The sequence below is a fragment of the Microbulbifer thermotolerans genome (genome assembly GCF_900112305.1).
Lineage (GTDB): Bacteria > Pseudomonadota > Gammaproteobacteria > Pseudomonadales > Cellvibrionaceae > Microbulbifer > Microbulbifer thermotolerans.
The window spans coordinates 183,253-205,703 of sequence record NZ_FOKT01000002.1 but is presented as its reverse complement, the minus strand read 5'-3'; the positions used below and the strand labels follow the sequence as shown (position 1 = coordinate 205,703).

General features: G+C 55.4%; 20 protein-coding genes. 12 read left to right on the top strand and 8 right to left on the bottom strand.

Going from position 1 to position 22,451, the window contains the following annotated elements:
- The 7 genes from gspJ (at position 1) to BM155_RS03350 (ending at position 6,650) form a co-directional block, all read left to right on the top strand.
- Positions 1-726, top strand: a complete 726-nt coding sequence (gene gspJ, locus BM155_RS03380) for a type II secretion system minor pseudopilin GspJ (protein WP_074901096.1) — start codon at positions 1-3, stop codon at positions 724-726.
- Positions 719-1,702 (top strand): type II secretion system minor pseudopilin GspK, encoded by a 984-nt coding sequence (gspK, locus tag BM155_RS03375; protein ID WP_074901095.1) that lies wholly within the window; start codon positions 719-721, stop codon positions 1,700-1,702. The genes gspJ and gspK overlap by 8 nt, the downstream gene beginning before the upstream one ends.
- A gap of 15 nt (positions 1,703-1,717) precedes the next feature.
- Positions 1,718-3,022 (top strand): type II secretion system protein GspL, encoded by a 1,305-nt coding sequence (gspL, locus tag BM155_RS03370; protein ID WP_067153355.1) that lies wholly within the window; start codon positions 1,718-1,720, stop codon positions 3,020-3,022.
- Between the two features lie 95 nt (positions 3,023-3,117).
- Positions 3,118-3,600: a type II secretion system protein M gene (locus BM155_RS03365; RefSeq protein ID WP_067153353.1), complete on the top strand. Its 483-nt coding sequence runs from the start codon at positions 3,118-3,120 to the stop codon at positions 3,598-3,600.
- A gap of 235 nt (positions 3,601-3,835) precedes the next feature.
- Positions 3,836-4,117 (top strand): acetyltransferase, encoded by a 282-nt coding sequence (locus BM155_RS03360; protein WP_254773102.1) that lies wholly within the window; start codon positions 3,836-3,838, stop codon positions 4,115-4,117.
- A 96-nt stretch (positions 4,118-4,213) separates the two neighbouring features.
- Complete coding sequence (locus BM155_RS03355) at positions 4,214-4,417, top strand: DUF2788 domain-containing protein (RefSeq protein WP_082817608.1); 204 nt, start codon at positions 4,214-4,216, stop codon at positions 4,415-4,417.
- 22 nt (positions 4,418-4,439) lie between these two features.
- Entirely contained in the window at positions 4,440-6,650 is a 2,211-nt protein-coding gene (locus tag BM155_RS03350; protein WP_067153349.1) for a response regulator, read from the top strand.
- A gap of 144 nt (positions 6,651-6,794) precedes the next feature.
- Here the strand turns inward: BM155_RS03350 and BM155_RS03345 are convergent, their stop codons facing one another.
- Complete coding sequence (locus BM155_RS03345) at positions 6,795-9,929, bottom strand: TonB-dependent receptor (protein WP_067153347.1); 3,135 nt, start codon at positions 9,927-9,929, stop codon at positions 6,795-6,797.
- A 272-nt stretch (positions 9,930-10,201) separates the two neighbouring features.
- Between BM155_RS03345 and BM155_RS03340 the strand changes: the two genes are divergently transcribed.
- On the top strand, positions 10,202-10,987 hold the full coding sequence (locus tag BM155_RS03340) for a S1/P1 nuclease (RefSeq protein ID WP_254773116.1): 786 nt from the start codon (positions 10,202-10,204) through the stop codon (positions 10,985-10,987).
- A 188-nt stretch (positions 10,988-11,175) separates the two neighbouring features.
- Here BM155_RS03340 and arsH read toward each other — a convergent pair whose 3' ends face one another.
- From arsH to BM155_RS03320, 4 genes are all read right to left on the bottom strand, one after another.
- Positions 11,176-11,904, bottom strand: coding sequence for an arsenical resistance protein ArsH (gene arsH / locus BM155_RS03335; RefSeq protein WP_074901091.1), 729 nt, complete (start codon positions 11,902-11,904; stop codon positions 11,176-11,178).
- On the bottom strand, positions 11,901-12,929 hold the full coding sequence (arsB, locus tag BM155_RS03330) for an ACR3 family arsenite efflux transporter (protein ID WP_067153340.1): 1,029 nt from the start codon (positions 12,927-12,929) through the stop codon (positions 11,901-11,903). Before arsB ends, arsH begins: the two co-directional genes overlap by 4 nt.
- 4 nt (positions 12,930-12,933) lie before the next feature.
- The gene (locus BM155_RS03325) at positions 12,934-13,407 is read right to left on the bottom strand and encodes an arsenate reductase ArsC (RefSeq protein WP_074901089.1); all 474 of its coding nucleotides are present in this window, start codon (positions 13,405-13,407) and stop codon (positions 12,934-12,936) included.
- A gap of 68 nt (positions 13,408-13,475) precedes the next feature.
- On the bottom strand, positions 13,476-13,820 hold the full coding sequence (locus BM155_RS03320; RefSeq protein WP_067157706.1) for a metalloregulator ArsR/SmtB family transcription factor: 345 nt from the start codon (positions 13,818-13,820) through the stop codon (positions 13,476-13,478).
- Between the two features lie 389 nt (positions 13,821-14,209).
- Between BM155_RS03320 and modA the strand changes: the two genes are divergently transcribed.
- Genes modA through modC form a run of 3 tightly spaced genes read left to right on the top strand, consistent with a single transcriptional unit; the run spans position 14,210 to position 16,769 of the window.
- Positions 14,210-14,968, top strand: coding sequence for a molybdate ABC transporter substrate-binding protein (gene modA / locus BM155_RS03315; protein ID WP_067153336.1), 759 nt, complete (start codon positions 14,210-14,212; stop codon positions 14,966-14,968).
- A gap of 14 nt (positions 14,969-14,982) precedes the next feature.
- Positions 14,983-15,678 (top strand): molybdate ABC transporter permease subunit, encoded by a 696-nt coding sequence (gene modB, locus BM155_RS03310; RefSeq protein WP_067153335.1) that lies wholly within the window; start codon positions 14,983-14,985, stop codon positions 15,676-15,678.
- Entirely contained in the window at positions 15,678-16,769 is a 1,092-nt protein-coding gene (gene modC / locus BM155_RS03305; RefSeq protein WP_074901086.1) for a molybdenum ABC transporter ATP-binding protein, read from the top strand. The genes modB and modC overlap by 1 nt, the downstream gene beginning before the upstream one ends.
- Before the next feature lie 145 nt (positions 16,770-16,914).
- On the opposite strand, the gene xthA is transcribed toward modC, so the two are convergent.
- The 3 genes from xthA to BM155_RS03290 form a co-directional block, all read right to left on the bottom strand.
- A complete protein-coding gene (gene xthA / locus BM155_RS03300) occupies positions 16,915-17,730 on the bottom strand; it encodes an exodeoxyribonuclease III (protein WP_074901084.1) in 816 nt (271 codons plus the stop codon).
- 113 nt (positions 17,731-17,843) lie between these two features.
- Entirely contained in the window at positions 17,844-19,949 is a 2,106-nt protein-coding gene (locus BM155_RS03295; protein ID WP_067153329.1) for a carboxy terminal-processing peptidase, read from the bottom strand.
- Between the two features lie 331 nt (positions 19,950-20,280).
- Entirely contained in the window at positions 20,281-20,937 is a 657-nt protein-coding gene (locus BM155_RS03290; RefSeq protein WP_074901083.1) for a TetR family transcriptional regulator, read from the bottom strand.
- 302 nt (positions 20,938-21,239) lie between these two features.
- On the opposite strand from BM155_RS03290, the gene BM155_RS03285 reads away from it, so the two are divergent.
- Positions 21,240-22,442, top strand: a complete 1,203-nt coding sequence (locus tag BM155_RS03285; RefSeq protein ID WP_074901081.1) for an efflux RND transporter periplasmic adaptor subunit — start codon at positions 21,240-21,242, stop codon at positions 22,440-22,442.
- The last annotated feature ends 9 nt before the right edge of the window (positions 22,443-22,451 follow it).

Below are 22,451 nucleotides of genomic sequence, written 5' to 3'. Positions count from 1 at the left end.
ATGGGGCAGCGCGGCTTCACTCTGATCGAGATTCTTGTCGTGTTGGTGCTGGTATCCATTATCAGCATCGGCTCATACGCATTGCTGGACACCTTTAACGGCACAGATCGGGTGTTGGAATTGCGCGCTGAAGAACTCAGGCGCTTTTCCATGACCATGTACCGCATTGATGATGATCTGCGCCAGTTGACCGCGCGCCCCGTGAAAAACGCCTACAACGGCTACGAGCCGGCGCTGCGTGGGGATACGGACGAACTGGAATTCACCCGCCTCGGTGCCGCCAACCTGACAGGGGAGCCCCGCGGTGAGCTGCAGCGGCTGAGCTACAGCATCGGCTTCGCCGAAGGTGATGACGACGGGTTCGAGGAGGAGCCTGCGGCAGTGTTGCTGCGCAGCCGCTGGCAAGTACTCGACCGCGCACCGGACTCCGAGCCCTTGACTGAACCGCTGCTCGCCGGTGTCGAAAGCCTGAGTCTCCGCTACTACGATGCAAACACTGAAACCTGGCTGGACCAATGGCCGCCTATCACCTCGGCTTCTTCCACGGGGAATGTACAAACAAGCCTGCCGCGGGCCATAGAGTTTGTGCTCGTCACCCGCTCCGGCGGAGAAATGCGCCGCCTCTTCTCTCTGCCGCAAGTGACTCCCACGGGAAGTACTGGCAGCACTGGAACTAGCGGTGATGACGGTGAGGATGACGACAGTTCGGAGCGCGCGGATGATTGAGTCCTTCCAGCGTCAGCGGGGCGTCGCCCTGATCACTGTATTGTTAGTGATGGTGATTGCCATCGCGGCAGTTACTCACGCCATCACCCGCAACCGCGTCGCAGTGACCCGAACTGGGGCACTGCTTGCCAACACCCAGCTGGCTGAATTTGTGACAGGTGCAGAAGTCTGGGCGCGGGTGGCTTTGGAGAAAGACTATGAAGTTGACCGGGAGGCGAGTGAGTCCGCGGACACCGCGCATGAGGCCTGGGCGCAGAAGGCTCTGGCTTTTAATCCGGACAACGGAAGAATTCGCATTAATATCAAAGACTTACACTCTTGTTTTAATGTTAATAATCTTGTTAACAACGTGTCCAGTGCGGACCGTGAGGCGTTTGAGCGGCTGGTACGCAATATCAGTGGCAATACGGAGCTGGCCAAGTCAATTATGGACTGGGTCGATGCGGGCGATACGCCATTGCTTTCCGGCACTGAGGATGACGGCTATTTGGGCCGTGAACTGGCCCACAGAACCCCGGACACCCTGATCACGGACGTTTCTGAGCTGGTAGCCGTGCAGGGAATGGAAATGGAAGACTGGCAGAAGCTGCAGCCTTTTCTCTGTGCTCTGCCGGAGTCGGGCACTGCAATCAACATTAATTTTGCCCCGGCAGAGTTGATCGAAGCACTGGATCCACAGGCTAAGACGGCAGACATTCTTGGTTTCCGGGAGTCGGGTGGCGTTTTTCACGAGCGCTCTCAGCTGGCCAGCTATGGCATCACCAATAGCAATGGGTTCGTATTCCACAGCCAATATTTCCTGGCACGCATCGCGGTTCAGCTGGGAGCCGATGGGGATTACCAACAGTATTGGGAAAGTACACTGCAGCTGGACGAAGCCAGCGGTGAGGCCAGGGTGGTGCAAAGACAGCGCCGTGAGTTTTCGGGAGTCGCAATGCGGGAACTCCTGAATTACAAAACGGCTGAAGCGAATTAACAGTATTGAAGCCCTATGATTGCGATCAACAAATTTCATCCGGTAAAAAGTGCGCCGGCATCCGCGCCCGCACGACAACTGATGTTGCTGCGCCTTTCCTGCCCGGATAGCGGCGACCGCAGGTTGCAACTGCAATGCTGGAGTCGCGATGGGTGGCGCGCAGTGGCATTGGACGATGACTTTGTACGCGCTTTCTGTCCGGATGGTGATTTGGCCAGCGAGGAAAATGCGCTACAGCTCAGTTTTCCCGAGGGTGCGCGGGCCTTGCTGCTGGTGCCAGGCAATTGGGTGTGGACCGGTTTGGAGACAATTCCCAAGGCTGCACGCCGCCAGAGTAGGGCGATCGGCTACATGGTCGAAGAGCGTTTGGCGGAAGACGTAGAGGAGCTGCACTTTGTCTGCCAGGCCCGCCGGGGCGACACTTGCAGTGTTTACGCTGCGGCCACAGAAAAAATGGAAGCCTTGCACAGCCAGTTGCAACGGCTGGGATGGCCGGTAGCAGCGGTATTGCCGGAATATCAACTACTCGATCTGCTCGAGGGCGATATCGTGCTCTGGCTGGATGGGGCGCAGGCGCATATTTGGCACAAGAAGGGATATGGCCTCTCCGTGCGGCGCCAGTACCTTCAGCCGCTGCTAGGGAGCTTGCGTGGAGATGAAGAGGGAGCACCGCGCATCCAACTGCTTGGGGCTGGCGATGGGGATGGCATGATCCTCGCGGAGTTGGAATCCCTGTTCGGCGACCAGCTGGAGCTGATCGAAGGCCCTGCCGAAGAGGTAATGCTCGCTCGTTGTAAGTTGGGACCTTTGGTCAACTTGATGACCGGTGAGTTTGAACTGGCGGGCGGTGAAGAAGAGCGTAACTGGTGGCATCGTCCGGTCAAAGTTGCCGCAGCCTGCTTTGTGGCACAGTTGCTACTTTTCGCTGCTGCAGGCGGCTATTTCCAGTGGCGTGCCAGCAATGCCGAGCAGCAAGCTCGAGCGTTGTTCACCGAATTGTTCCCGCAAGACAGGCCCGGTGTGGATATCCGCCGGCAAATCGAGGGCTACCTGAAAAGGGCGAGTGCTAGTGGTGGCGGCTTTGGTAGCCAGATGCAATTGCTAAGCCGGGTTTGGGAGCAGCAAAAAGGGCGTGACCTGAAATTGCAGTCGCTCCGCTTTGACGGTAATCGGGGGGAAATGGTGCTGCAGCTGCAGGCAGCCAACCTCACGGATCTGGATACCCTGGTCAGCCGTCTTTCCGAGGGAGAATTCCGCGCCGATCTGCTGGGAGCCAACGAGCTGGAAAAAGGGGTTTCGGGAAGAATCAGGCTGCGCTGACAAGGCGTAGAGAAACTACAGTGTGGCGGTGAGCCCTCGTGTGGTCCCGGAGGAGCTGTTGGAATGACACGAAATATGTTGGTGATTCAAGCACAATGAAAGAACAAATCGAACAGTGGCAGCAAAAGTGGCTGGCTCTGCCTCCCAGCGACCAGAGAGCCTTGGGGGTATTGATCCTGTTCCTCGGTAGTATGTTGCTCATCTACGGACTCTTTTTACCGGCCAAACACTTTTTCGATGGCGCCCTGGCGCGCGCAGAGGAATCCCGGCAATTGGTAGCCTGGATTGAATCCCAGCGCCCGGTACTGGAACAGTTGGAGCCGGGAGCGGCGGGTCAGGCATCGGGCACTTTATTGCAGCGGGTTACCGCTGCGGCGAAGCAACACAAAATCACCATTAAACGCTTTGAACCCGAGGGGGATACCCGTATTCGGCTCTGGATCGAGGAGGCGCGCTATCAGGATATACAACCCTGGCTGAATAATCTGATACAGCAGCGTTTCACTATTCGTACGCTCAACATGGATGCCTTGCAGGAAGAGGGTATGGTTTCGGCACGGCTGACTCTGGAAGGGTGAGCAGCCAGTACCACCTACAGCGGTCAGTCGACTTAATCGGAGTTTCCTCTAATCATTGGTTCGATAGATTGTTGTCTATATAGACGGCTATCTCCTGTTTTTTCGATGTTTATCGTCGATAAGACGCTGAATCTTTCGATATATTAAAAGGGTTGGGAGGCTCCTAGATCGTCATGTATCGCCACCAGCCACGTAAATGGCGCCAAAATCCCTATACTTTGATAAGAGTGCTGTAATGGGTGGCGATATGCTGTTCAAAGATATAAACACCAACCATTTGGTTGAGGTGGCGGATGTCGTCACCCTGGTTAACCCCTATGAGCTGACCGTTGTCGGGCGCTATCTCTGGGGCGAGGAAATGCAAGATCCGGAGGTGTTCGATAAAACGCTGTTGCGTTTCTTATCGGGAGAGGTCTTGCCCCGGTGCTGGTACGACAGCCGCTACCGGGATAACGAGCTGCGGCGCCTGAAGTGTGGCACCAAAGTCAATGATGGCGACCACTACCAAGGCGCCTGACTGGCGGACTTGAAGAGGGGCGCCCACGGGCTTAGTCTCTTACCACTGGCCGCCAACCGCTGTACAATGCGCGCCAATTTTTTGGGGGGTAGCCGCATGTCGTTTGAGCAGTTCGAATTGTATTCCCTCTGGGTGGGAGTTGGCGGACTCATTCTTTTTATGATCTTCATCGTCTGGAACCTGGCGAAGGAGTCCAAGGCGGGACGTTTCGGCACTTTCATTCTGTTTATTGCCCTGGGGCTGGGGCTGCTCGGGTTTCTGATTAAGACGGTCCTGGTCGAACTTATGGGCATAGGCTAACCGCCAAGCAGAGAAGATTTCCATGCCGATATTCGATCGCCCCGAACTCAAGGTTCAGAAGGACCGCCGCGTCTGCCGAGTGACCGACACCCGTATGGTCAAATACAGCCGGCGCGGCATGCTGTTTTCTCTCGCAGCCCTGGCAGTCGCCGCGGCCGTCGGCGATATGCGTATAGAAGCGCCGAAACTACTGCTGGTGTTGGCAATCGGTTTCTTGCTGCTGACACTCCTGCGCGGTTATTACGTCTTCCGTTTCAACTACCTTTATTCCTCCGGTCCCCATCGCTGGCGCCGCCACTATTTTATCGCCTCCACGCTGGGGGCTGCCTGGTGGGGGGGCATTCTTTTTTGCCATGTATGGCTGTTGGGTTTTGTGCCGGAAACGCACTTTCTCTGGCTGTATTCGGTAATCTTTTGCTCCAGTGTTACCTCTGTATTCTCGCCTTATCACCGCTTCCTGACTTGGTTTATCTCCCTATCCCTGGTACCCGCGGCGCTAGTGGCCAGTCTGTCTGGTGAGATTATCGGCACTATCTACGGTGCCCTTACCATCGCCTTTGTATGGTTGACCGCCCATCAGGCGCGCCGGCGATCAGAAAACTACTGGGACCGCCTTGCGGCAATGCAGGAATTACAGCAGCGCGCTAGCCACTTGGCGGCGGAGCGGAAGCAATCACTGGCGGCGGCGGACCTGACCAATGAGTTTATTGCCAATGTGGGGCAGGAATTTCGCAGCCAGCTGTCGGATTCCCTTGGCGCGCTGGCACTGCTCGAGGCTGAGCCCCTCTCCGAACGGCAGAAGGCTTGGGTAAAGCTTGCCAAAACAGCGAGCAGTCAACAGCTCAAACTGGTAGATAATGTGGGTCTCTACACGCGGGTAGCACGCAAGAACATCCGCTTGCGCCACGGCCCCTTTAATCTCGTCAGAACGATCGAGAAGTCTTTTAAGTTCGCCGCACGCGTCGCCCACCGTCAGCGCCTGGAGTTTAACTTCCAGATCGATGACAACCTACCGGTGATGGTTACTGGTGACAACCGCAAGACTGCCCAGCTGATTCGTAATCTGGTGGATTCCGCCACCGTGATGGCACAAGTAGGGGAACTCTGGGGGCAGGTCAGCTTCACACCGATCAGCAATGCCGAGGGGCAGTTGACCATCAGTCTCAGCGACGATGGCCAGGGCGAGACGCTGCCGGATGAGAAGGCACTGTTCGGAACCTTTTCTAGCTTGGATAGCACCGAAGTCATTACGGGGCTCGGCCTGTCAATCGCCAAGGGGCTGGCAGAGGCGATGGGCGGTCATTTGCAATTGTATTCGACCCCCGAGGGCAATCGCTATCAAGTGGTGATCAAATTCGCGATGGAGCCGAACCAGCGCGTGTACCTGACGCCGGATCGGCGCCTGCAAGACAGTGAAGTGCTGCTGTTACATCAGAAAGGCCTGTTTGTCGCCGGTTTGGCGCAGATGATGCGTTCCTTCGGTATGGATGTCGGCACCGTCAAGTGGACACCGGATACCGCAGACAAGGTGGAGGAGGCGTTCCGCATGGCTCTGGAACGCAAACAGCTGGTGATATTGGCGCCGGCTATGGGAGATTCCCAACTGCTGGAGGCTGTGGGCGGATTTCTGCAGCGGGCGGACCCCGAACTTGAGGAGTGTAAACTGATATGCCTTGGGGCCTATGGGCATAAGTCGCAGTTTACATCGCTGTTACATTTCGTGTCTGGCGCTCTATACCTCGGGCGGCCGGTAACGCGCAAAGAGTTGCACGATGCGCTGATTAAACGTCTCTTCGGTGCGCCAAAAAAAGCCAGCCGACGTATCGTTTCCAGCGGCGGCGGTCAACCGCGCCAGTATTCGTTGTTGCTGATCGAAGAGTCGCGCCAGCACCAGGGGGTGACTGAGGAGATGCTGCAGGCACTTGGCTACCGCGTGGATGTGGCTGCCTCGACCGAGGATGCCCTCGGGCAATTGACGGAAAGCGATTACGACCTGCTATTGGTGGATTGCCAGCAGAATACTGAGCGCAGTGCCGAGATTATCGAGAGTCTGCGCCACTGGGAGGCCGAGCACAAGCCGGAAGATCGGCTGCCTATTATCGCTTTGACTAGTACAACGGAAGAGCAGTTCGAGGGTCGTTGCCTCGCGGCGGGTATGGACGATTTTCTGACCAAGCCATTGAGCAAGGATCTGCTGCGGGAAACTCTGGATCGCTGGCTGGGTAACGCCTGAGCGCTCCGCTTCCGCGACACCGCGCAAGCGTCCACAATGACTTGTCGAATACGCGGGCGGTCGGGTTGGCAACATGCAGCAAGCCCCGGGCCACCCCTGGAAAGCTGGGAGCCGGCGCAGAGCGCCGGCTTTTGGGGATGGGGATCAGAAGTTATATTTCAGTCCCAGTTTTACTCGCCAGGTGGATTCCTCAGCCTGAAAACGGGTGTAGTTTTTCGTATTCAGACCGCCAAAAGGCTCGTAGTAAACATACTGGCCGTCTTCGTTGACGTCGTAGTCAAACAGAATCTGTTGCGGGTACTGAATGTCGTACACCTTGCCCCAGTCATCGTTCAACAGGTTGGCGAAGTTATCGATGGTCAGGTAAACCACGCCGCGATGTTCCGGTAGCAAGCCTGGTACTTCCTGAGTGATAGCCAAGTCCATAGTGGTGACCCAGGGCATGTTGTCGGAATACTTGTCCACGAAGCCGCCAGCTGCGCCTGAAACGCCCGCCGCCTTTGCAATTTCCATGATCTCCGCGTAGCTCAGGCCGTTCTCAAAATCCATGGCGGGATCGTCGGCACCGGAGGGAATGTAGGCGAGGTAGACATCGGAATCGTCGAAGTTTGTTTGATCTCCGAGGTCGCCATCGCGGTACGCGCCCAGAGTCCAAGAGAACGGGCGACCGGAGCGGCGCTCCAGGAACAGATTGAAGTTGGTGGCGTAACCGGGAACGAACTCCTTGCGATAGCCCAGATTCAGCACAAAGCGGTGTTCAATTTCGTAGTAGGCGGTATCCTCAAGTGGGACGTTGCGGTTCTCAACAACTTCGTACTGGAAATTGGATTCCGCAGTCGAGCTGGTGCCAGGATTGACTTCTGTGATGTCTTGATGGACATAAGACAGGTTGAGTGACAGTCCGTTTTCAAACGTTTTGTCCAGGCTGGTAGACCAGATGATACTGCGACCGCCATCGTCCACATTGGTTAACTCGAGATCGTAGTTGTCCTCGTACTCGGTACCCGCATAGACGTTGTCCCAGATAATACGACCGCCGTCCACAGTCCTATCGCCATTGTCTACCCGGGACAGGTCGCGCCAGAAAACGGAGTCCTGACGGTCTACATAGGTTAGCTCTGTGGTCCAGTTAAACCCTTCTCCGACACCGGGAATATCAAAGGCGTAGTCCACGGCGAGTTGGTAGCGCCAATCTGACGGCAGCTCAAAATCCGGATCGATACTGTTTGTACTGCCGGCTCCGGGTGCTAGCGTATCCATTGCCACCTGGGGCACACTGGTAAAGTTTACCGCGCTTGGGTCCAGATCGGTGAGATAGACAGAGTCTTTGGTGGTGCCATCATTTGTGTAGGCATTGGCTACCCATACCAGCGGCATGCCGCCACTAAATCGGCCCATGCCACCGCGTAGGGTCAGATCGTCACGCAGATTCCAGTTGAAGCTGACTCTCGGTAGCCATATATCGCGCCCATCGAGATTTTCGTTATTGGCGTAGCCGTATGTTTCCTCAAAATGGCTGTTGCGGTTGGGAGCGTCGTCGACAGTGAGTGTCTCATAGCGCAGACCGGCCACCAGCTCGAAACCGGAGAATGGCTCCAGGGTGACATCGCCATAGAGCGAGTAGGTTTTGCCATTCACGTCATATGCGATATCGTCGACGTTATTGGTGTAGGCATTGCTGTACTGGAAGTCACCGATTACACGATTTTCAAAATCATCGATGCTGTCAAAGCTCCAGGTACCGGAGGCATGGCGACCGTAGACGTTATAGTTCCAGGTGTCTTCGATTTCCGCGCCGAAACGGTACTGGGCTTTTTCAGCCATGTAGGTGCCATGCACACCAAAGTTCCAAACCTCATTCGCCAGTATGTTGGCGTGGCGGTTTTCATCTGCACCAGCCACAATAGTACCATTGTCGGTCCGCACATTGATTTCACCCCAACTGGAGTTAGTCAGCGAGGCCTGCTCGTACTCCTTGTAGGACAGGTTCACCTCGGTACTGAACACGTCGCTCCAATCGGAGAACAAGTGCGCCGTATAGTAGGTGGTGTCCTGGGCCATGGTCCAGAGATTGGATGAGAGGTTAAGGGTGCCGTCGCTGTCAGTGTAATTTTGCGCTGAGCGGGTTTCCTGATCGCTATACGTAAAATCCGCGCGATGGTTTTCCGAGATGTTCCAGTCAAGTTTGACCAGAATTTTCTCGTCGCTGTCGGGGTCGGGAGCGGAGCCCACGGAGTCGCTGAGACCGTAGACATCTTGCATGATGTTTAGTACTCGAGACAGCTCCTCAACGCTTACGTCATGGTTTTCGAGGGTGTTGAGATTGTAGTTAAACTCGATTTCCTCTTCCCACTTCTCGTAGGAAGTGAAGAAGAAAAGTTTATCCTGAATCAGCGGTCCACTGAACGTGGCGCCGTAGGTTTCCTCTTCGTTATCGATGTCGTACTCGGTGCCATCGGACAGTTTGTCGTCTTCTGCGGTCCCTGACCAGGGCACGGACTCAAGGTAGGCGCTGCCATGGAATTCGTTGGTGCCGGACTTGGTTACCGCATTAATATTACCGCCGGTAAAATTCCCTTTGCGCGCATCAAAGGGTGCGTAGGAAAGGGAGATTTGTTCTACGGCATCCAGGGAAATTGGCGGGCGGTTAGTTGGATAGCCATTCGATTGCAGGCCGAAAGTATCGTTGATGCCCACGCTGTCGATGGTCAGTGAGTTGTATTTGGGGTTGGTGCCGGCAATGCTCAATTCGTTACCATCCGGGCTGACGACGGCCAGGGGGTTCGAGCGAATTACATCTTTTAGGTCGCGGTTAAAAGTTGCGGCGTTGGCGATCTGATCTTCGCCGAATACGCTGGTGGAGCCGCGGTTGCTGAAAATCTGTGCTTCCGCGGTAACTACGACTTCTTCGACGCCGTTTGTGTCAAGCTCAGAATCTGCCAGATCAATCGGCAATGTCAGTGGCTTGCCAAGACTTAGGTAGATCCCGTCCAGTACTTCTTCGCCTTCGTCGGATTGCACACGGATAGTATAGGGGCCACCAACCCGAAGTCCCTTTAGGTTAAAACGGCCCGAATCGCTGCTCAAAATTTCACTGCGGCTGTTAGAAGGAGTGTGAACGACGGTAATCTTGGCATTGTCTACCGGTTTACCATCCATCCCGGTGACGATGCCGCGAATGGTTGCTGATGTCTCCTGCGCAAATGCCACAGGCGCAGTGCCCATAGCGGAAACCACCGCGGCGGATAACAGCGCGCGGGGGAATATGCAGCGTTTCATGAAACTCTCCTGGTCTGATAGTGCCAACAAGGATGGTTGTGAGGAAGCCATCTATTGGCGGTTAACTTCTTTTGTTGTCGGCGCAGTGAATCAAGGTATGCATCTGAGCCAGCGCGTTTTTTAACAGTAAATATTTACGGAATAGTGAAGATTTTATTGCGCCTGTATCTCAAACCTTATGAAGGGGCGGTTTATTGTTAAATTCTTGTCATATCCAGGAGGTAAAGTGTTCGCGCATTTTTCTGGGAATTAATTCGGTGATCAAAATTAAGATGTTACTTCGCTTGGCTTTTCTTTTTGTCTTATGTGGTGTCAGTGCTGGTGCTTTTGCCTGGGGGGCAGACGGGCACCGGATAGTTGGTGAAATCGCATGGCATTATTTGCAGCCAGAGACCAAAACTAAAGTTAGCCGTTTGCTGAAAATCGCTGGGGAACCCAGCCTGGCCGAGGCATCCACTTGGGCGGACCGTATCCGTAGTGACCGGCGCTATGACTGGGCAGCCCCTATGCATTACATCAGCCTTCCGCGCCATTGGGATGGGTACCGGGAGGCGCGTGATTGTCCGCCGGCGGGATGCATTCTTAAAGCAATCGAAAATTTTGAGAAGAAACTGAGCGATCGCAATGTGATAGAGAGTGAGCGCGCAGAGGCTCTGATGTTTGTCGCGCATTTTATCGGTGATCTACATCAGCCGTTGCATACCGGCTTGGCGGCCGATCGGGGGGGCAATGATATAGAAGTTCGCTTTTTCGGTTTTCCAACCAATCTGCACTCGCTTTGGGACGTGTATTTGCCCGCTGGATTTGTGCAGGATTGGAAAAAATACGCCAGTGCACAGCTGGAAGTGATTGATGAACAACAGCAAAGCCGATGGTTGAGCGGCGATAAGACAGAGTGGGCCGCAGAATCCCAACGCTTGGTGCACAGTCACGCCTACACTACCGAGAAGGCACTCGGAGAGGACTACTATCTGCGCAATCGGGAAATCGTTGCGCTGCGACTGCGCCAGGGCGGCGTAAGGTTGGCTGCAGTTCTCAATCGGGCACTGGGTGAGTGAGTTTTTCTGCCGGGAAGCGCTGATTCATGCGCTTCCCGGTGGTAACGACATCATTCGAGACTAGGTAAGAATCCCAGGTATAGGACTGGCTTTCCCAGCCACTGAATACATTGGGGTTATCGTGCGCTCCGGAGAGGCCATCTCAATGCCTGAGCGCGACTTGATAAATGGCAGTTTTCAGCGGCCCCCTAGCTCTCAGGGTTTTGTAACGCGCGCTGGTCAATGCGTTTGCGGAACTCCTCTTCAGTTTCCTTGCGCTCTGAATAACGGTCGACAAAGTAATCCTTTTTGTCTTTCAGGAGCAGGGTAAATTTCATCAACTCCTCCATCACATCCACAATCCTATCGTAGAAGGATGATAGTTTCATTCTGTCGTTGTCATCGAACTCCAACCAGGCTTTCGGCACCGATGACTGGTTGGGTATGGTCACCATACGCATCCATCGTCCCAGTACGCGCATTTGATTGACGGCGTTGAAGGACTGCGAGCCGCCACAGACTTGCATCAGGGCAAGGGTTTTTCCCTGAGTTGGGCGCACACCACCCATCGACAGTGGGAGCCAATCAATTTGGGCCTTCATAACAGAGGTCATGGCGCCGTGTCGTTCTGGTGATGACCAAACCATGCCGTCGCACCACTGAGCGAGTTCACGTAGTTCCTGTACCTTCGGATGGCTTTGGTCGGCGCCGTCCGGTAGCGGAAGGCCGGCAGGGTTGAACATACGTGTCTCCGCGCCGAAAGCATCCAGCAGGCGGCGTGCCTCCTCTGCTGCGAGCCGGCTGAAGGATCGCGCACGAAGTGATCCGTAGAGCAGGAGTATCCTCGGCTTAGTTGCACTTATTTCCGCCTGCAACTTGTCCTGGTCAATGGGTTGCAAGCATTCTGGTCTGACATTGGGGAGATCGTTACTGTTCATGCCGGGGCTCCTCCAAACCAATGGCGCGTGCGGTTGGCGAAGGCCACCAGGGTGAGCATCACCGGCACTTCCACCAGCACACCGACGACAGTGGCCAGAGCTGCACCAGAGTTGAGGCCGAACAGGGATATGGCCACCGCCACTGCGAGTTCAAAAAAGTTAGAGGTGCCGATCATACAGGCCGGCGCGGCAACATTGTGTGGCAGACGTATCGCTCTGGCAGCGGCATAGGCGATAGCGAAAATGCCATAGGTCTGTATCAGCAACGGAATGGCGATCAGGACAATTGCCAAGGGCTGGGCCATGATGGTTTCCGCCTGGAAGCCAAACAGCAGAACTACGGTGGCCAGCAGGCCGGCAATGGATACCGGCTTGAGTCTGTGAATGAAATGATTCAAGCGCTCATGACTGGTGCCAGAATCCAGTTTCTTGCGTGTAATGACGCCGGCCACCAGGGGAATGACCACATAAAGCAGAACAGATAGCAACAGCGTGTCCCAGGGTACAGTGACATCACTGACGCCGAGCAGGAATCCGGCAATGGGAGCAAACGCAAAGATCATGATCAGGTCGTTTACTGAAACCTGAACCAGGGTGTAGTTGGCATCACCTTCGGTCAAATGGCTCCAGACAAACACCATTGCCGTGCAGGGGGCTACACCGAGCAGGATCATCCCAGCAATGTACTCGGTTGCGGTCTGAGGATCGACGAGATCGGCGAAGATTACCCGGAAAAACAGCCAGCCCAGAGCCGCCATTGTGAAAGGCTTAACCAGCCAGTTGATAAATAGCGTCAGGAACAGGCCCTTGGGCTTTTTGCCGACATCCTTGATGGCGAAAAAGTCTACCTGAACCATCATCGGGTAGATCATTACCCAAATGAACAGGGCGACAGGAATGTTGACATGGGCAACTTCCTGGGCGGCAAACCACTCAAACAAGCCTGGAAACAAATTGCCCAAAGTGACACCGGCAACAATGCACAGCCCCACCCACAAAGTCAGATAGCGCTCAAAAACTCCCATGGGATTAGTCCTCTTTGGCGATGGATTCCAGTGCGGCTTGCAGTTCAGATGGCGACATGCGTTCCGGCGCGAGTGCCAGCAACTTGCGAATGCGCCCTTCAATGGTGTCCATGACAGAGTTGAACGCGGATTCGAGCACTTCTTCGGGCGCGTCTAGTTTCGATGGGTCTGGTAGTCCCCAATGGACCTTGACTGTGTTGCCGAACCACACCGGACAGCTTTCGTTGGCGGCGTTGTCACAGACGGTAATGACTGCATCAGGTTCTACGTCCGAAAAATCGTCCCAGGACTGACTTTTCAGGCCAGCGGTGCTGATGCCGCGGGCTTCGAGGTACTTGAGGGACAAGGGATGTACCTGTCCCGCTGGCTGACTACCGGCGCTGTAGGCAGTGATGCGGCCCTGGGCCAAATGATTGGTAATCGCCTCGCTCAAAATGCTGCGGCAGCGATTGTGGGTACAAATAAAAAGTAATTTCACGGTTTTTGGCTCTTGTGCTCGTTAAGGTCATTGGGCTTTGAGGGGGAGGTGATTTCCCTGGAGAAACGTCAGCCGGTATCACAGCAGCGGTTGGGGCGATCGACCATTAGGCTGAGACTGCGCAGGTTGTCCCGGATAAATGTCCGATTGGCATCCAGGGTCTGGTTTAGGACAGATGTGACCCAAGAGGGCAGGGCCGGCTCCAAACGGTAAAAGATCCACTGGCCCTGACGTCTGTCCCGCAGCAGGCCGCAGCTTCGAAGCTGTGCCAGGTGGCGCGACACTTTGGGTTGACTGACCGCAAGCGCCTCGGTCAGCTCACATACACACAATTCGCCTTCGTGGGCGATTAGCAGCAGACAACGCAGGCGGGTTTCGTCGCCGAGGCATTTGTAAAACGTTAATGGATTCAAGTAGCTACCCTTGGCGCTCAAATATATACGTTTTTCATTATATATGGTTTGGCGAATATATAAAGGCACAGCAGGGTTGAAGGGAAAACACGGCGATGTCCTGGGATACAGGGGCGAGCATCATAGAGACCGAGTCGTACCCTGTTGAGTCAAGCATCCCATTGCTTGAGCCTACGGAACCAGCAACAGCACTCACGCGAAACAATCAGAAACCCTCCAAAGAGAGTATCCTGGGGGTACCCAAACAGAGTATTCGGAGGCTATCCAAAGAGAGTGTTTAGCGTCTACCTAAAAAGAGCGCTATCGCTGGGCTTGTCGGTAACCGCTACATATTCCAGTATATGGCGCCCGGGAAGTCTCGGGTCCGCCCCATAACGGAGGTTTTTCTGATGAGAGTGTGCCAGTTGGTGCTCTGTTTGCTTTTTGCGCTTACTGGTCTGCCAGCGGCTGCGGAGGATGTGAGAGTCGCAGTAGCGTCCAACTTCACCCCCGCGATGAAAGAGATCGCGGCGGAATTCGAAAAGTCCACAGGACACCGAGTCATACTTTCCTTTGGCTCTTCCGGTAAGTTCTATGCCCAAATCAAAAACGGTGCGCCTTTCCAGTTGTTCTTTTCCGCCGATACTGCCAAGCCCGAGGCTTTGGAGAGAGAGGGATTCACCGTGCCCGGCAGTCGCTTCACCTATGCAATCGGCGGCTTGGTCCTCTGGTCGGCCAGTCCGGATCTGCTGAGTGACGGTATCTCGGTATTGCGTGAAGGCACCTATAACAGATTGGCCCTGGCGAATTCAAAATTGGCGCCCTACGGTGTGGCTGCGGAAGAAGTGCTGCACAATCTCGGCTTGCAGAAAAGCACTCAGGCAAAATGGGTACGGGGAGAAAATATTGCACAGACCTATCAGTTTGTCGCCAGTGGTAATGCGGAGTTGGGATTTGTGGCACTCTCGCAAGTGATGCATAACGGGCGTATCGATACAGGGGCCACCTGGATTGTGCCAAGCCACTTATACCACCCGATCCGGCAGGATGCGGTGCTCTTGTCAGGCAGCAATAGCGCAGCTGCTGCTACATTTCTCCGCTTCGTTCGCGGAGACAAGGCCAGGGCCATTATCCGCTCCTACGGATACAGGCTTCCTGAGTCCCGCTAGGGAGGTTGCCGGGTATGGGTTTTTCTCAAGCGGACTGGTCGGCTATCTGGCTGACGTTGCGTCTCGCGGGTACTGTTACGTTGTTGTTACTGTTTATTGGTACGCCCATTGCGTGGTGGCTGGCGAAAACCCACTCGCGCTGGAAGGGGCCCGTTGGAGCAATAGTGGCCCTGCCGCTAGTTCTACCGCCCACGGTACTGGGCTTTTATCTGCTGCTGGCAATGGGGCCGAATGGCCCGGTGGGCCAGCTCACTCTGGCCCTGGGGCTGGGAACACTCCCGTTCACTTTCTGGGGCTTGGTACTGGCCTCTTTATTCTACTCCTTACCCTTTGTTGTTCAGCCAATACAGAATGCCGTGGAGGCACTCGGAGACCGCCCTCTCGAAGTGGCAGCGACATTGCGTGCGGGCCCCTGGGATCGCTTTTTTACTGTGGTATTGCCCCTGGCACGGCCGGGTTTTGTCACTGCAACCATTTTGGGTTTTGCCCACACCGTTGGTGAGTTCGGCATGATATTGATGATTGGAGGCAATATTCCAGAAGAGACCCGTGTGGTGTCTGTGCAGATTTATGATTATGTCGAAATGCTCGACTATGCCAAGGCCCACCGACTGGCCGGCGCCATGCTGGTATTTTCTTTCATCGTGCTGCTGGGCCTGTATTTGTTCCAACACCGGGCGCACCGTCCCGGCCTGCGGTATTGGGTTTGATGCCGGACACTATTCGCGCGCGCTTTCACATCGCATTTCCATCAGAGCGAGGACAATCCTTCTGCCTGGACGTGGACGCAATGCTGCCCGGCAGTGGGATCATTGCGATTTTCGGTCATTCGGGGTCCGGGAAGACTACCCTGTTGCGCTGCATCGCAGGGCTGCAAAAAATCGACAGGGGGCGGCTGATCGTCAACGGGGAAACCTGGCAGGACGAAAAGAATTTTCTTCCAACCCATAAGCGGCAGCTGGGGTATGTTTTTCAGGAAGCCAGTCTGTTTCCCCATTTGTGCGGCCGAGACAACCTGGAATACGCGCTAAAACGCTCCGGTGGTCATTGCCAACCGAAAATGGTTCAGCGGGTAATCGCTCTGATGGGTATAGAGCCTGTACTGGATCGCTATCCCGACCAAATGTCGGGAGGAGAGCGCCAGCGCGTGGCCATTGCGCGCGCACTATTGATCCGCCCACGTCTGCTGTTGATGGATGAGCCACTGGCGTCTCTGGATATGGCGCGCAAGCAGGAAATTTTGCCGTATCTGGAGCGATTGCGTGCGGAGTTTGCTATTCCCATCCTGTATGTCAGCCACTCAATGTATGAGGTGGCGCGCCTCGCGGATTATTTACTGGTACTGGACAAAGGCAGGGTGGCGGCGCAGGGCGCGGTGTCCGATGTCCTCTCACAGCTGAATTTGCCATTGGGATTCGGCGAGGAGGCGGGAGTGGTGCTTACGGGCAAGGTGCTGGAGCGGGATAGCCGTTGGCACCTGGTACGCATCGGCTTCTCCGGCGGAGAACTTTGGCTGCCCGACAACAGCGATCTGGGGAAAGAAGCGCTGCGCGTACGCATATTGGCTCGCGATGTGAGTCTGGCGCTGGAAGCGCGCGATGACACAAGTGTTCTCAATCGACTGCCGGTTGAAGTATGTGAAATCGGGGCGGGCAGTAATGAAGCGACAGCCTTGGTGCGCTTGAAATGCGGGGACAGTTACATTATTGCCAGCCTGACGCGAAAATCACTGGCGCGGTTGCGCATTGAGCCGGGAATGAAAGTCTGGGCCCAGATAAAATCCGCGGCCATCGTGCAATAAACCGGGAGTTCCTGCTTATGCAGCTCTAGCTGATTCGTGTGAGTACGGTAGTGGGGGCAAGGCGCTCAGACAATGAGAAGAATATTTCATAGCCTGAGCGTCTCACAGGGTGAATAGTATTTTTGAGAAATGAACCAGAGTGGGCTTATATGTCGAATTGGGCCCACACGGGAGCGTGGTCTGATGGGCGCTCCATGCTGCGGATATCATAATCCACACCGGCATCTACACATTTTTCCGCCAGTGGTTTGCTCGCCAGAATCAGATCGATGCGAAGGCCGCGCTTGGGATCCCGTTCAAAGCCACGGCTTCGATAGTCGAACCAGCTGAATACGTTATCGCTATCGGGATAACGTGCGCGGAAAGTATCCTCCAGTCCCCAATCCTGGATCTTTTGCAGCCATTCGCGTTCTTCCGGTAAAAAACTGCATTTGCCGTCGCGCAACCAGCGTTTACGATTCTGTTCGCCAATGCCGATATCCTGGTCGGTAGGGGAGACGTTCATATCGCCGATTACCAATACGGGCGCCTCTGGGCTGCAGGTGGTCTGCAGGTAGTCTTCCAGGTCTGCGTAGTATTTGCGTTTATTGGGAAACTTCACCGGGTGTTCGCGGTTTTCGCCCTGGGGGAAATAGCCGTTGATAACCGTCAGAGGTTTATCGCTGCCGATATCGAATTTTCCCATGACCATTCGCCGCTGTGCATTATCGTCATCTCCGGGAAAACCGTATTCGCGATCGATAAAGGGAAAGCGTGAAAGCAGGGCGACGCCATAGTGTGTCTTCTGACCGAAAAATATCAATTCGTAGCCCAGATTCCGAACCTCGTCCACCGGAAAATCCTCGTCTGTGACTTTGGTTTCCTGCAGACCGATGATGTCGGGCTGATGAGAATCAACCAACGCCTTCAGTTGGTGCAGGCGCGCGCGGATACTGTTGACATTAAAAGAGACAACTTTCATTTATTGTGTTCCCCAAACAAAGAAAAGGGCCGGGGCATGCCCGGCCTGAATCATTTTGCTGTGAGTCTGATTACCTTCCACCGGGCCCCTTGTGACTCTCGCCCGGGGACCTTTCAGAAGTTTGCCACTTGGGGTGGCGACTTGGCGATTTTGTCGTAGAGGCTGATAAAGTCAGCCATGATATAACCGGCCTCGTTCAGAATCGGGTCTTTTTCCAGTTTGATTTCCACAGGCCCGCCGATATTTGCCACTTCTTCTGATTCGCTTTCCTCATACTCTTCAAAGGTTTTATACGGCTCCAGGCCTTTGGCGGTGCGGCGGCGGTTTTCCATTGTGAGCAGGCGCTCGTTCAATTCTTTGCGTTCCATTTCGCGCGTCTTTTCGTTCAGGGATACATATTCCTGATCCGCGCGCTCGGTCTCGAACTGGAATTGTTCGCGCAGGAAAATAAAATCCGGGTCCGCCGCCGTGCGTTGCTGGTGTTTGCTGATCAGTGACGGCAGGAGCTCCTTGAGATTGAAATATTTGGCGTGGGGCACCGCGTGGATTCGGTCCCAGGGCAGGGCCGTGTCATAGGCACTCTCTCCGACAGTTTCCACATCGATCAGGCGCGGCATCTGTATATCCGGGGTTACCCCGGCGTGTTGCGTGCTGTCACCGGATACGCGGTAGAACTTGGATTGAGTGATCTTCAGCTGGCCTTCCTTCAAAGGCGCCATTGTCTGTACTGTACCCTTACCAAAGGACTGGTTGCCCACAACCAGCCCGCGATTGTAGTCCTGAATAGCGCCGGCAAAGATCTCCGATGCGGATGCGGACAGGCGGTTAATCAAAACCATCAGAGGGCCACGGTACATGGCACGCGAGCGGGAGCGGTTGTGGCGCGATATCTGTTCATTGGCATGGCGAATCTGCACTACCGGCCCCTGATCGATGAAGAGGTCGGTGAGCATCGTGGCTTCCTGCAGAGAGCCGCCACCGTTGTTGCGCAGGTCGAGGATGATGCCGTCTACTTTTTCCGCTTTCAGCTCCTCAAGCAACTTGGCGACATCGCGAGTGGTGCTTTTATAGTTGGGATCGCGCCGACGGTAGGCCTCGAAATCGATATAGAAGGTCGGCAGGTTGATGACGCCGATTTTGTACGTTTTTTCACCGTCGGAGAATTCAAAGGTCGCCTTTTTCGCGGCCTGATCCTCTAGTTTCACCTTGCTGCGCTTGATCAGGATGGTTCTGTGGGTGCCGTCCCCACCAGTGGGGATGGTTTCCAGGCGCACGTAGCTACCCGCTTCGCCGCGAATCAGGTCAACCACATCGTCCAGGCGCCAGCCGACGACATCGACCATTTCGCCTTCTTTGCCCTGGCCGACCGCGACAATCTTGTCATTGGGCTTGAGCTTGCCAGAGCGATCGGCCGGACCGCCGGCAACCAAGCGTGCCACCTTGGTGTATTCGTCCTCCATTTGCAACACTGCGCCGATCCCTTCCAGGGACAGCGACATACTCATATTGAAGTTTTCCAGTGAGCGCGGTGACAGGTAGTTGCTGTGCGGATCGTACAGACGGGTCAGAGAATTCATGTAGAGCTCAAAGACGTCATCGCTGCTTTGTTGGTGGATTCGTTTCAGCTGGCCTTTGTAGCGCCGTACCAGCAAGTCGCGGATTTCCTCATCTTTCTTGCCTGTCAGGCGCAGGTTGAGCACGCTGCTTTTAAGGCGTTTGCGCCACAGTTCATCAGCGGCGCTAATGGAGGCCGGCCAGTCGCTGTCTTCGCGGTCCAATTCGAGGTATTCGTCGCGGGTGAAGTCGAAGGCCGGCAGGCCTTTGTCCAGCTGGTTGAGAATATTGTTGAGCCGATCTGTCAGGCGCAGGCGGAAGCGATTGTAAATGTCAAAACCGGCCTTTACCTGGCCCGCGCGCAGTTGGTCATCGAGCTTGGTGCGCCACTGGCGGAATTCGCTGATATCCGAGGCGAGGAAGTAGCTTTTGGTGGGGTCCAAGGCCTCGATATATTCCTCCCAGAGCTTTTCGGACATATCGTCGCTGAGCTTCAGCTTGTTGTAGTGCAGCATTTCCAGCTTGCCGACGATTTCGCGAGCGGTACTGCCCTGGTCCTCTTCGGGTTGCAGGCTGTCCAGCTCGGCCAGCGTCGCAGCGGAGAACAGGGTCAGGGTGAGAAACAAGAAGCCGGAAAACAGAGCGGCGATCCGATTGGTCTGCATAGAGAGTCTCTTTATACGTCCTACTTCACGGGCTGTCAGCGTCCGGTGGAGCGCTGGCGACCTATAGCTTAGGACAAGTATATAGGCTGAAAGCTCCAAAAGGCATGAATTGCCTCTAATCCGAGGCAAATGGTGCCGCCAAAAGCCTTTTTGCGAGAAGAAATTGCGCCATATGCCGGGTTTTACGGGTGTTGTGCTCTGTTGGCCGCATTGTGTCGATATAGAAAGTCAGTGATAGGCGATTTTTTAACCTATTTTGCGAGCGCCCCCCTCACAACCGGCGGATTTTCCGATCGCCGCTAGCCGCTACAGGGGATAGGCTGTGCGGGTATCAGCAGGTCATCTGCAACTGCATTGGTCGGCGTAGTGCCGGTGAGGCGTGGAGCATATCGATCAGCGCATCGACATAGCGCTCGCCCAATACCGCGAGGTCACCGATTTGAGGCTGCAGGAGCCAGTCCTGCAGTACCCCGACAAGCGAGCCGTGCAGCAGCGGCGTGGCAACTTCTATAGCCAGGTCGGTAGGCAGTTGTCCCCGCTGCACCGCGGCAGTGATGAGAAAGCGCATACGCTCCACCCCTTGGGCGTGCCCCTCCATTAAACGCTGGTGTATCTCGCCACTTTCTGTGACCAGCTCACAGCGGTGAAAGACGATTTCCAGGATTAGTTGCCACTCGCGGTTGCGGGCCACTTCCTGGAACATCCGCAGCCACCGGCTGCGCAGTACTCCAAGTGGATCTTTCATTATTTCATCGCAGGCGCACTCACACAGCCGCTCATCGGGGAACTGCACCCGCTCGGTGAGCGCGGCGAAAAGATCCGCTTTGTTGCGGAAGTGGCCATAGATAGCGCCCCGGGTGACGCCAGCGAGCTGTGCGATCTCAGTAAGGGAAGGGCGGACAACACCGCGTTTGTGGAACACCTCAATAGCGGCGTCCAAAATCCGCTCCCGCGTTTCCAGGGCATCTTCTTTTCTGCGTTTGGCCATTGGTTTATTAGATTCCGTTGAGGTTGCGATATTCAGTTGGTCCCAGTAGACAGACGCCTGGTCGCAGTGAAATTGAACTGTGTCGATCCAGAGCAGTTAATAGCGACCAAAAGGTCGGATAGCATCGGGGCACCTGCACGGAACAGCATACTAGTTTATATTCATTCATGAATGAATAATTGATGTTTGTTCATGCATGAATATAAAATGCCGGTTCCCTATAAGGGCCTAACTTGTCTGTCCGTACAAACCTGTTCAATTCCATTGGCCGCGGGGACGGCCTACCCCCTGTTGAGGTAGTCATGCTGAAGAAGAAAGTACTAATCAGCCTGCTGTTGTCATGCGCACTGCTCAGTGCATGCGGCAAGGAGGCCGCCGCGCCGCCGATGATGGTGCCGCAGGTGACTGTAGTCACTCTCAAGGCAGAACCCGTAACACTGACCCGGGAGCTGCCGGGCCGTACATCGGCGTTCAAAGTGGCCGAGGTACGCCCTCAGGTCAGCGGTATCGTAAAAGCGCAGCTGTTCAGGGAAGGTGGCATGGTAGAGGCCGGCCAGGCCCTCTATCAGCTGGATGACGCCACTTATAAAGCGGATTACGACAGTGCCCGCGCCAATCTGCAAGGTGCCCTGGCGGCGTTGAACGAAGCGCGTCTGACCGCGGAGCGGACTGCGGAACTGGTAAAAAGCGGGGCTGTGAGCAAGCAGGATAACGACAGCGCCCAGGCCGCACTGCAGCGGGCGGAGGCGGATGTGGCGGCAGCCCGCGCAGCGGTTCAGCGCAGCAAAGTGCAGCTGGATTATGCGCGTATCAGTGCGCCTATTGGTGGCCGGATCGGTAAGTCTTCCATTACCCAGGGCGCGCTGGTCACCGCCAATCAGACCACGGCTCTTGCAACGGTGCAGCAACTGGATCCCATCTACGTGGATGTGACCCAGTCCACCGCCGAGTTGCTGGCACTGCGCAAGGCGCTAGAGGCGGGCACTGTGGAGAGTACGGAGCTGCCTGTAACCATCCTGCTGGAAGACGGCAGCCAGTATGAACATAAGGGCAAGCTGGAATTTGCCGAGGTTAGTGTGGAGCCATCCACGGGCAGTGTGCTTTTGCGGGTTATTGTCCCCAATCCGGACAATATATTGTTGCCGGGTATGTATGTGCGCGCCCTTTTGGGCAGCGGAGTGCGCCAACAGGCAATACTGGTGCCCCAGCAGGCTGTGGCCAGGGACCCGAAAGGCAATACGTCTGTGATGGTCGTCAGCGGAGAAGGTGTCGTGGCTCAGCGCTCAGTAGTAGTGAGCCGCACGATTGGCGACAAGTGGCTGGTGGAAGAGGGGCTGCAGGCCGGTGATAAGGTGGTTGTAGAGGGGCTGCAAAAAATTCGCCCGGGCGCACCGGTGCAGGCTGTCGAACAGGAGGCACCGCAAACTCCGGCAGCGGGTGATGCTGTCGCCGGTGATGCCAACACTGAATCACAAGTTCAAGCGCCGACCGCTCAAGAGTCGTAAGGGAGCCCG

What these genes read in the sequence shown, in the direction of transcription:
- BM155_RS03355 (WP_082817608.1), top strand. Translation starts at nt 4,214, where the DNA reads ATGTCGTTTGAGCAGTTCGAATTGTATTCCCTCTGGGTGGGAGTTGGC.
- gspK (WP_074901095.1), top strand. Translation starts at nt 719, where the DNA reads ATGATTGAGTCCTTCCAGCGTCAGCGGGGCGTCGCCCTGATCACTGTA.
- xthA (WP_074901084.1), bottom strand. Translation starts at nt 17,730, where the DNA reads ATGAAAGTTGTCTCTTTTAATGTCAACAGTATCCGCGCGCGCCTGCAC.
- BM155_RS03360 (WP_254773102.1), top strand. Translation starts at nt 3,836, where the DNA reads ATGGGTGGCGATATGCTGTTCAAAGATATAAACACCAACCATTTGGTT.
- arsB (WP_067153340.1), bottom strand. Translation starts at nt 12,929, where the DNA reads ATGGGAGTTTTTGAGCGCTATCTGACTTTGTGGGTGGGGCTGTGCATT.
- modC (WP_074901086.1), top strand. Translation starts at nt 15,678, where the DNA reads ATGCCGGACACTATTCGCGCGCGCTTTCACATCGCATTTCCATCAGAG.
- BM155_RS03295 (WP_067153329.1), bottom strand. Translation starts at nt 19,949, where the DNA reads ATGCAGACCAATCGGATCGCCGCTCTGTTTTCCGGCTTCTTGTTTCTC.
- BM155_RS03340 (WP_254773116.1), top strand. Translation starts at nt 10,202, where the DNA reads ATGTTACTTCGCTTGGCTTTTCTTTTTGTCTTATGTGGTGTCAGTGCT.
- BM155_RS03350 (WP_067153349.1), top strand. Translation starts at nt 4,440, where the DNA reads ATGCCGATATTCGATCGCCCCGAACTCAAGGTTCAGAAGGACCGCCGC.
- gspL (WP_067153355.1), top strand. Translation starts at nt 1,718, where the DNA reads ATGATTGCGATCAACAAATTTCATCCGGTAAAAAGTGCGCCGGCATCC.
- BM155_RS03365 (WP_067153353.1), top strand. Translation starts at nt 3,118, where the DNA reads ATGAAAGAACAAATCGAACAGTGGCAGCAAAAGTGGCTGGCTCTGCCT.
- gspJ (WP_074901096.1), top strand. Translation starts at nt 1, where the DNA reads ATGGGGCAGCGCGGCTTCACTCTGATCGAGATTCTTGTCGTGTTGGTG.
- BM155_RS03345 (WP_067153347.1), bottom strand. Translation starts at nt 9,929, where the DNA reads ATGAAACGCTGCATATTCCCCCGCGCGCTGTTATCCGCCGCGGTGGTT.
- modA (WP_067153336.1), top strand. Translation starts at nt 14,210, where the DNA reads ATGAGAGTGTGCCAGTTGGTGCTCTGTTTGCTTTTTGCGCTTACTGGT.
- modB (WP_067153335.1), top strand. Translation starts at nt 14,983, where the DNA reads ATGGGTTTTTCTCAAGCGGACTGGTCGGCTATCTGGCTGACGTTGCGT.
- BM155_RS03285 (WP_074901081.1), top strand. Translation starts at nt 21,240, where the DNA reads ATGCTGAAGAAGAAAGTACTAATCAGCCTGCTGTTGTCATGCGCACTG.
- BM155_RS03290 (WP_074901083.1), bottom strand. Translation starts at nt 20,937, where the DNA reads ATGGCCAAACGCAGAAAAGAAGATGCCCTGGAAACGCGGGAGCGGATT.
- arsH (WP_074901091.1), bottom strand. Translation starts at nt 11,904, where the DNA reads ATGAACAGTAACGATCTCCCCAATGTCAGACCAGAATGCTTGCAACCC.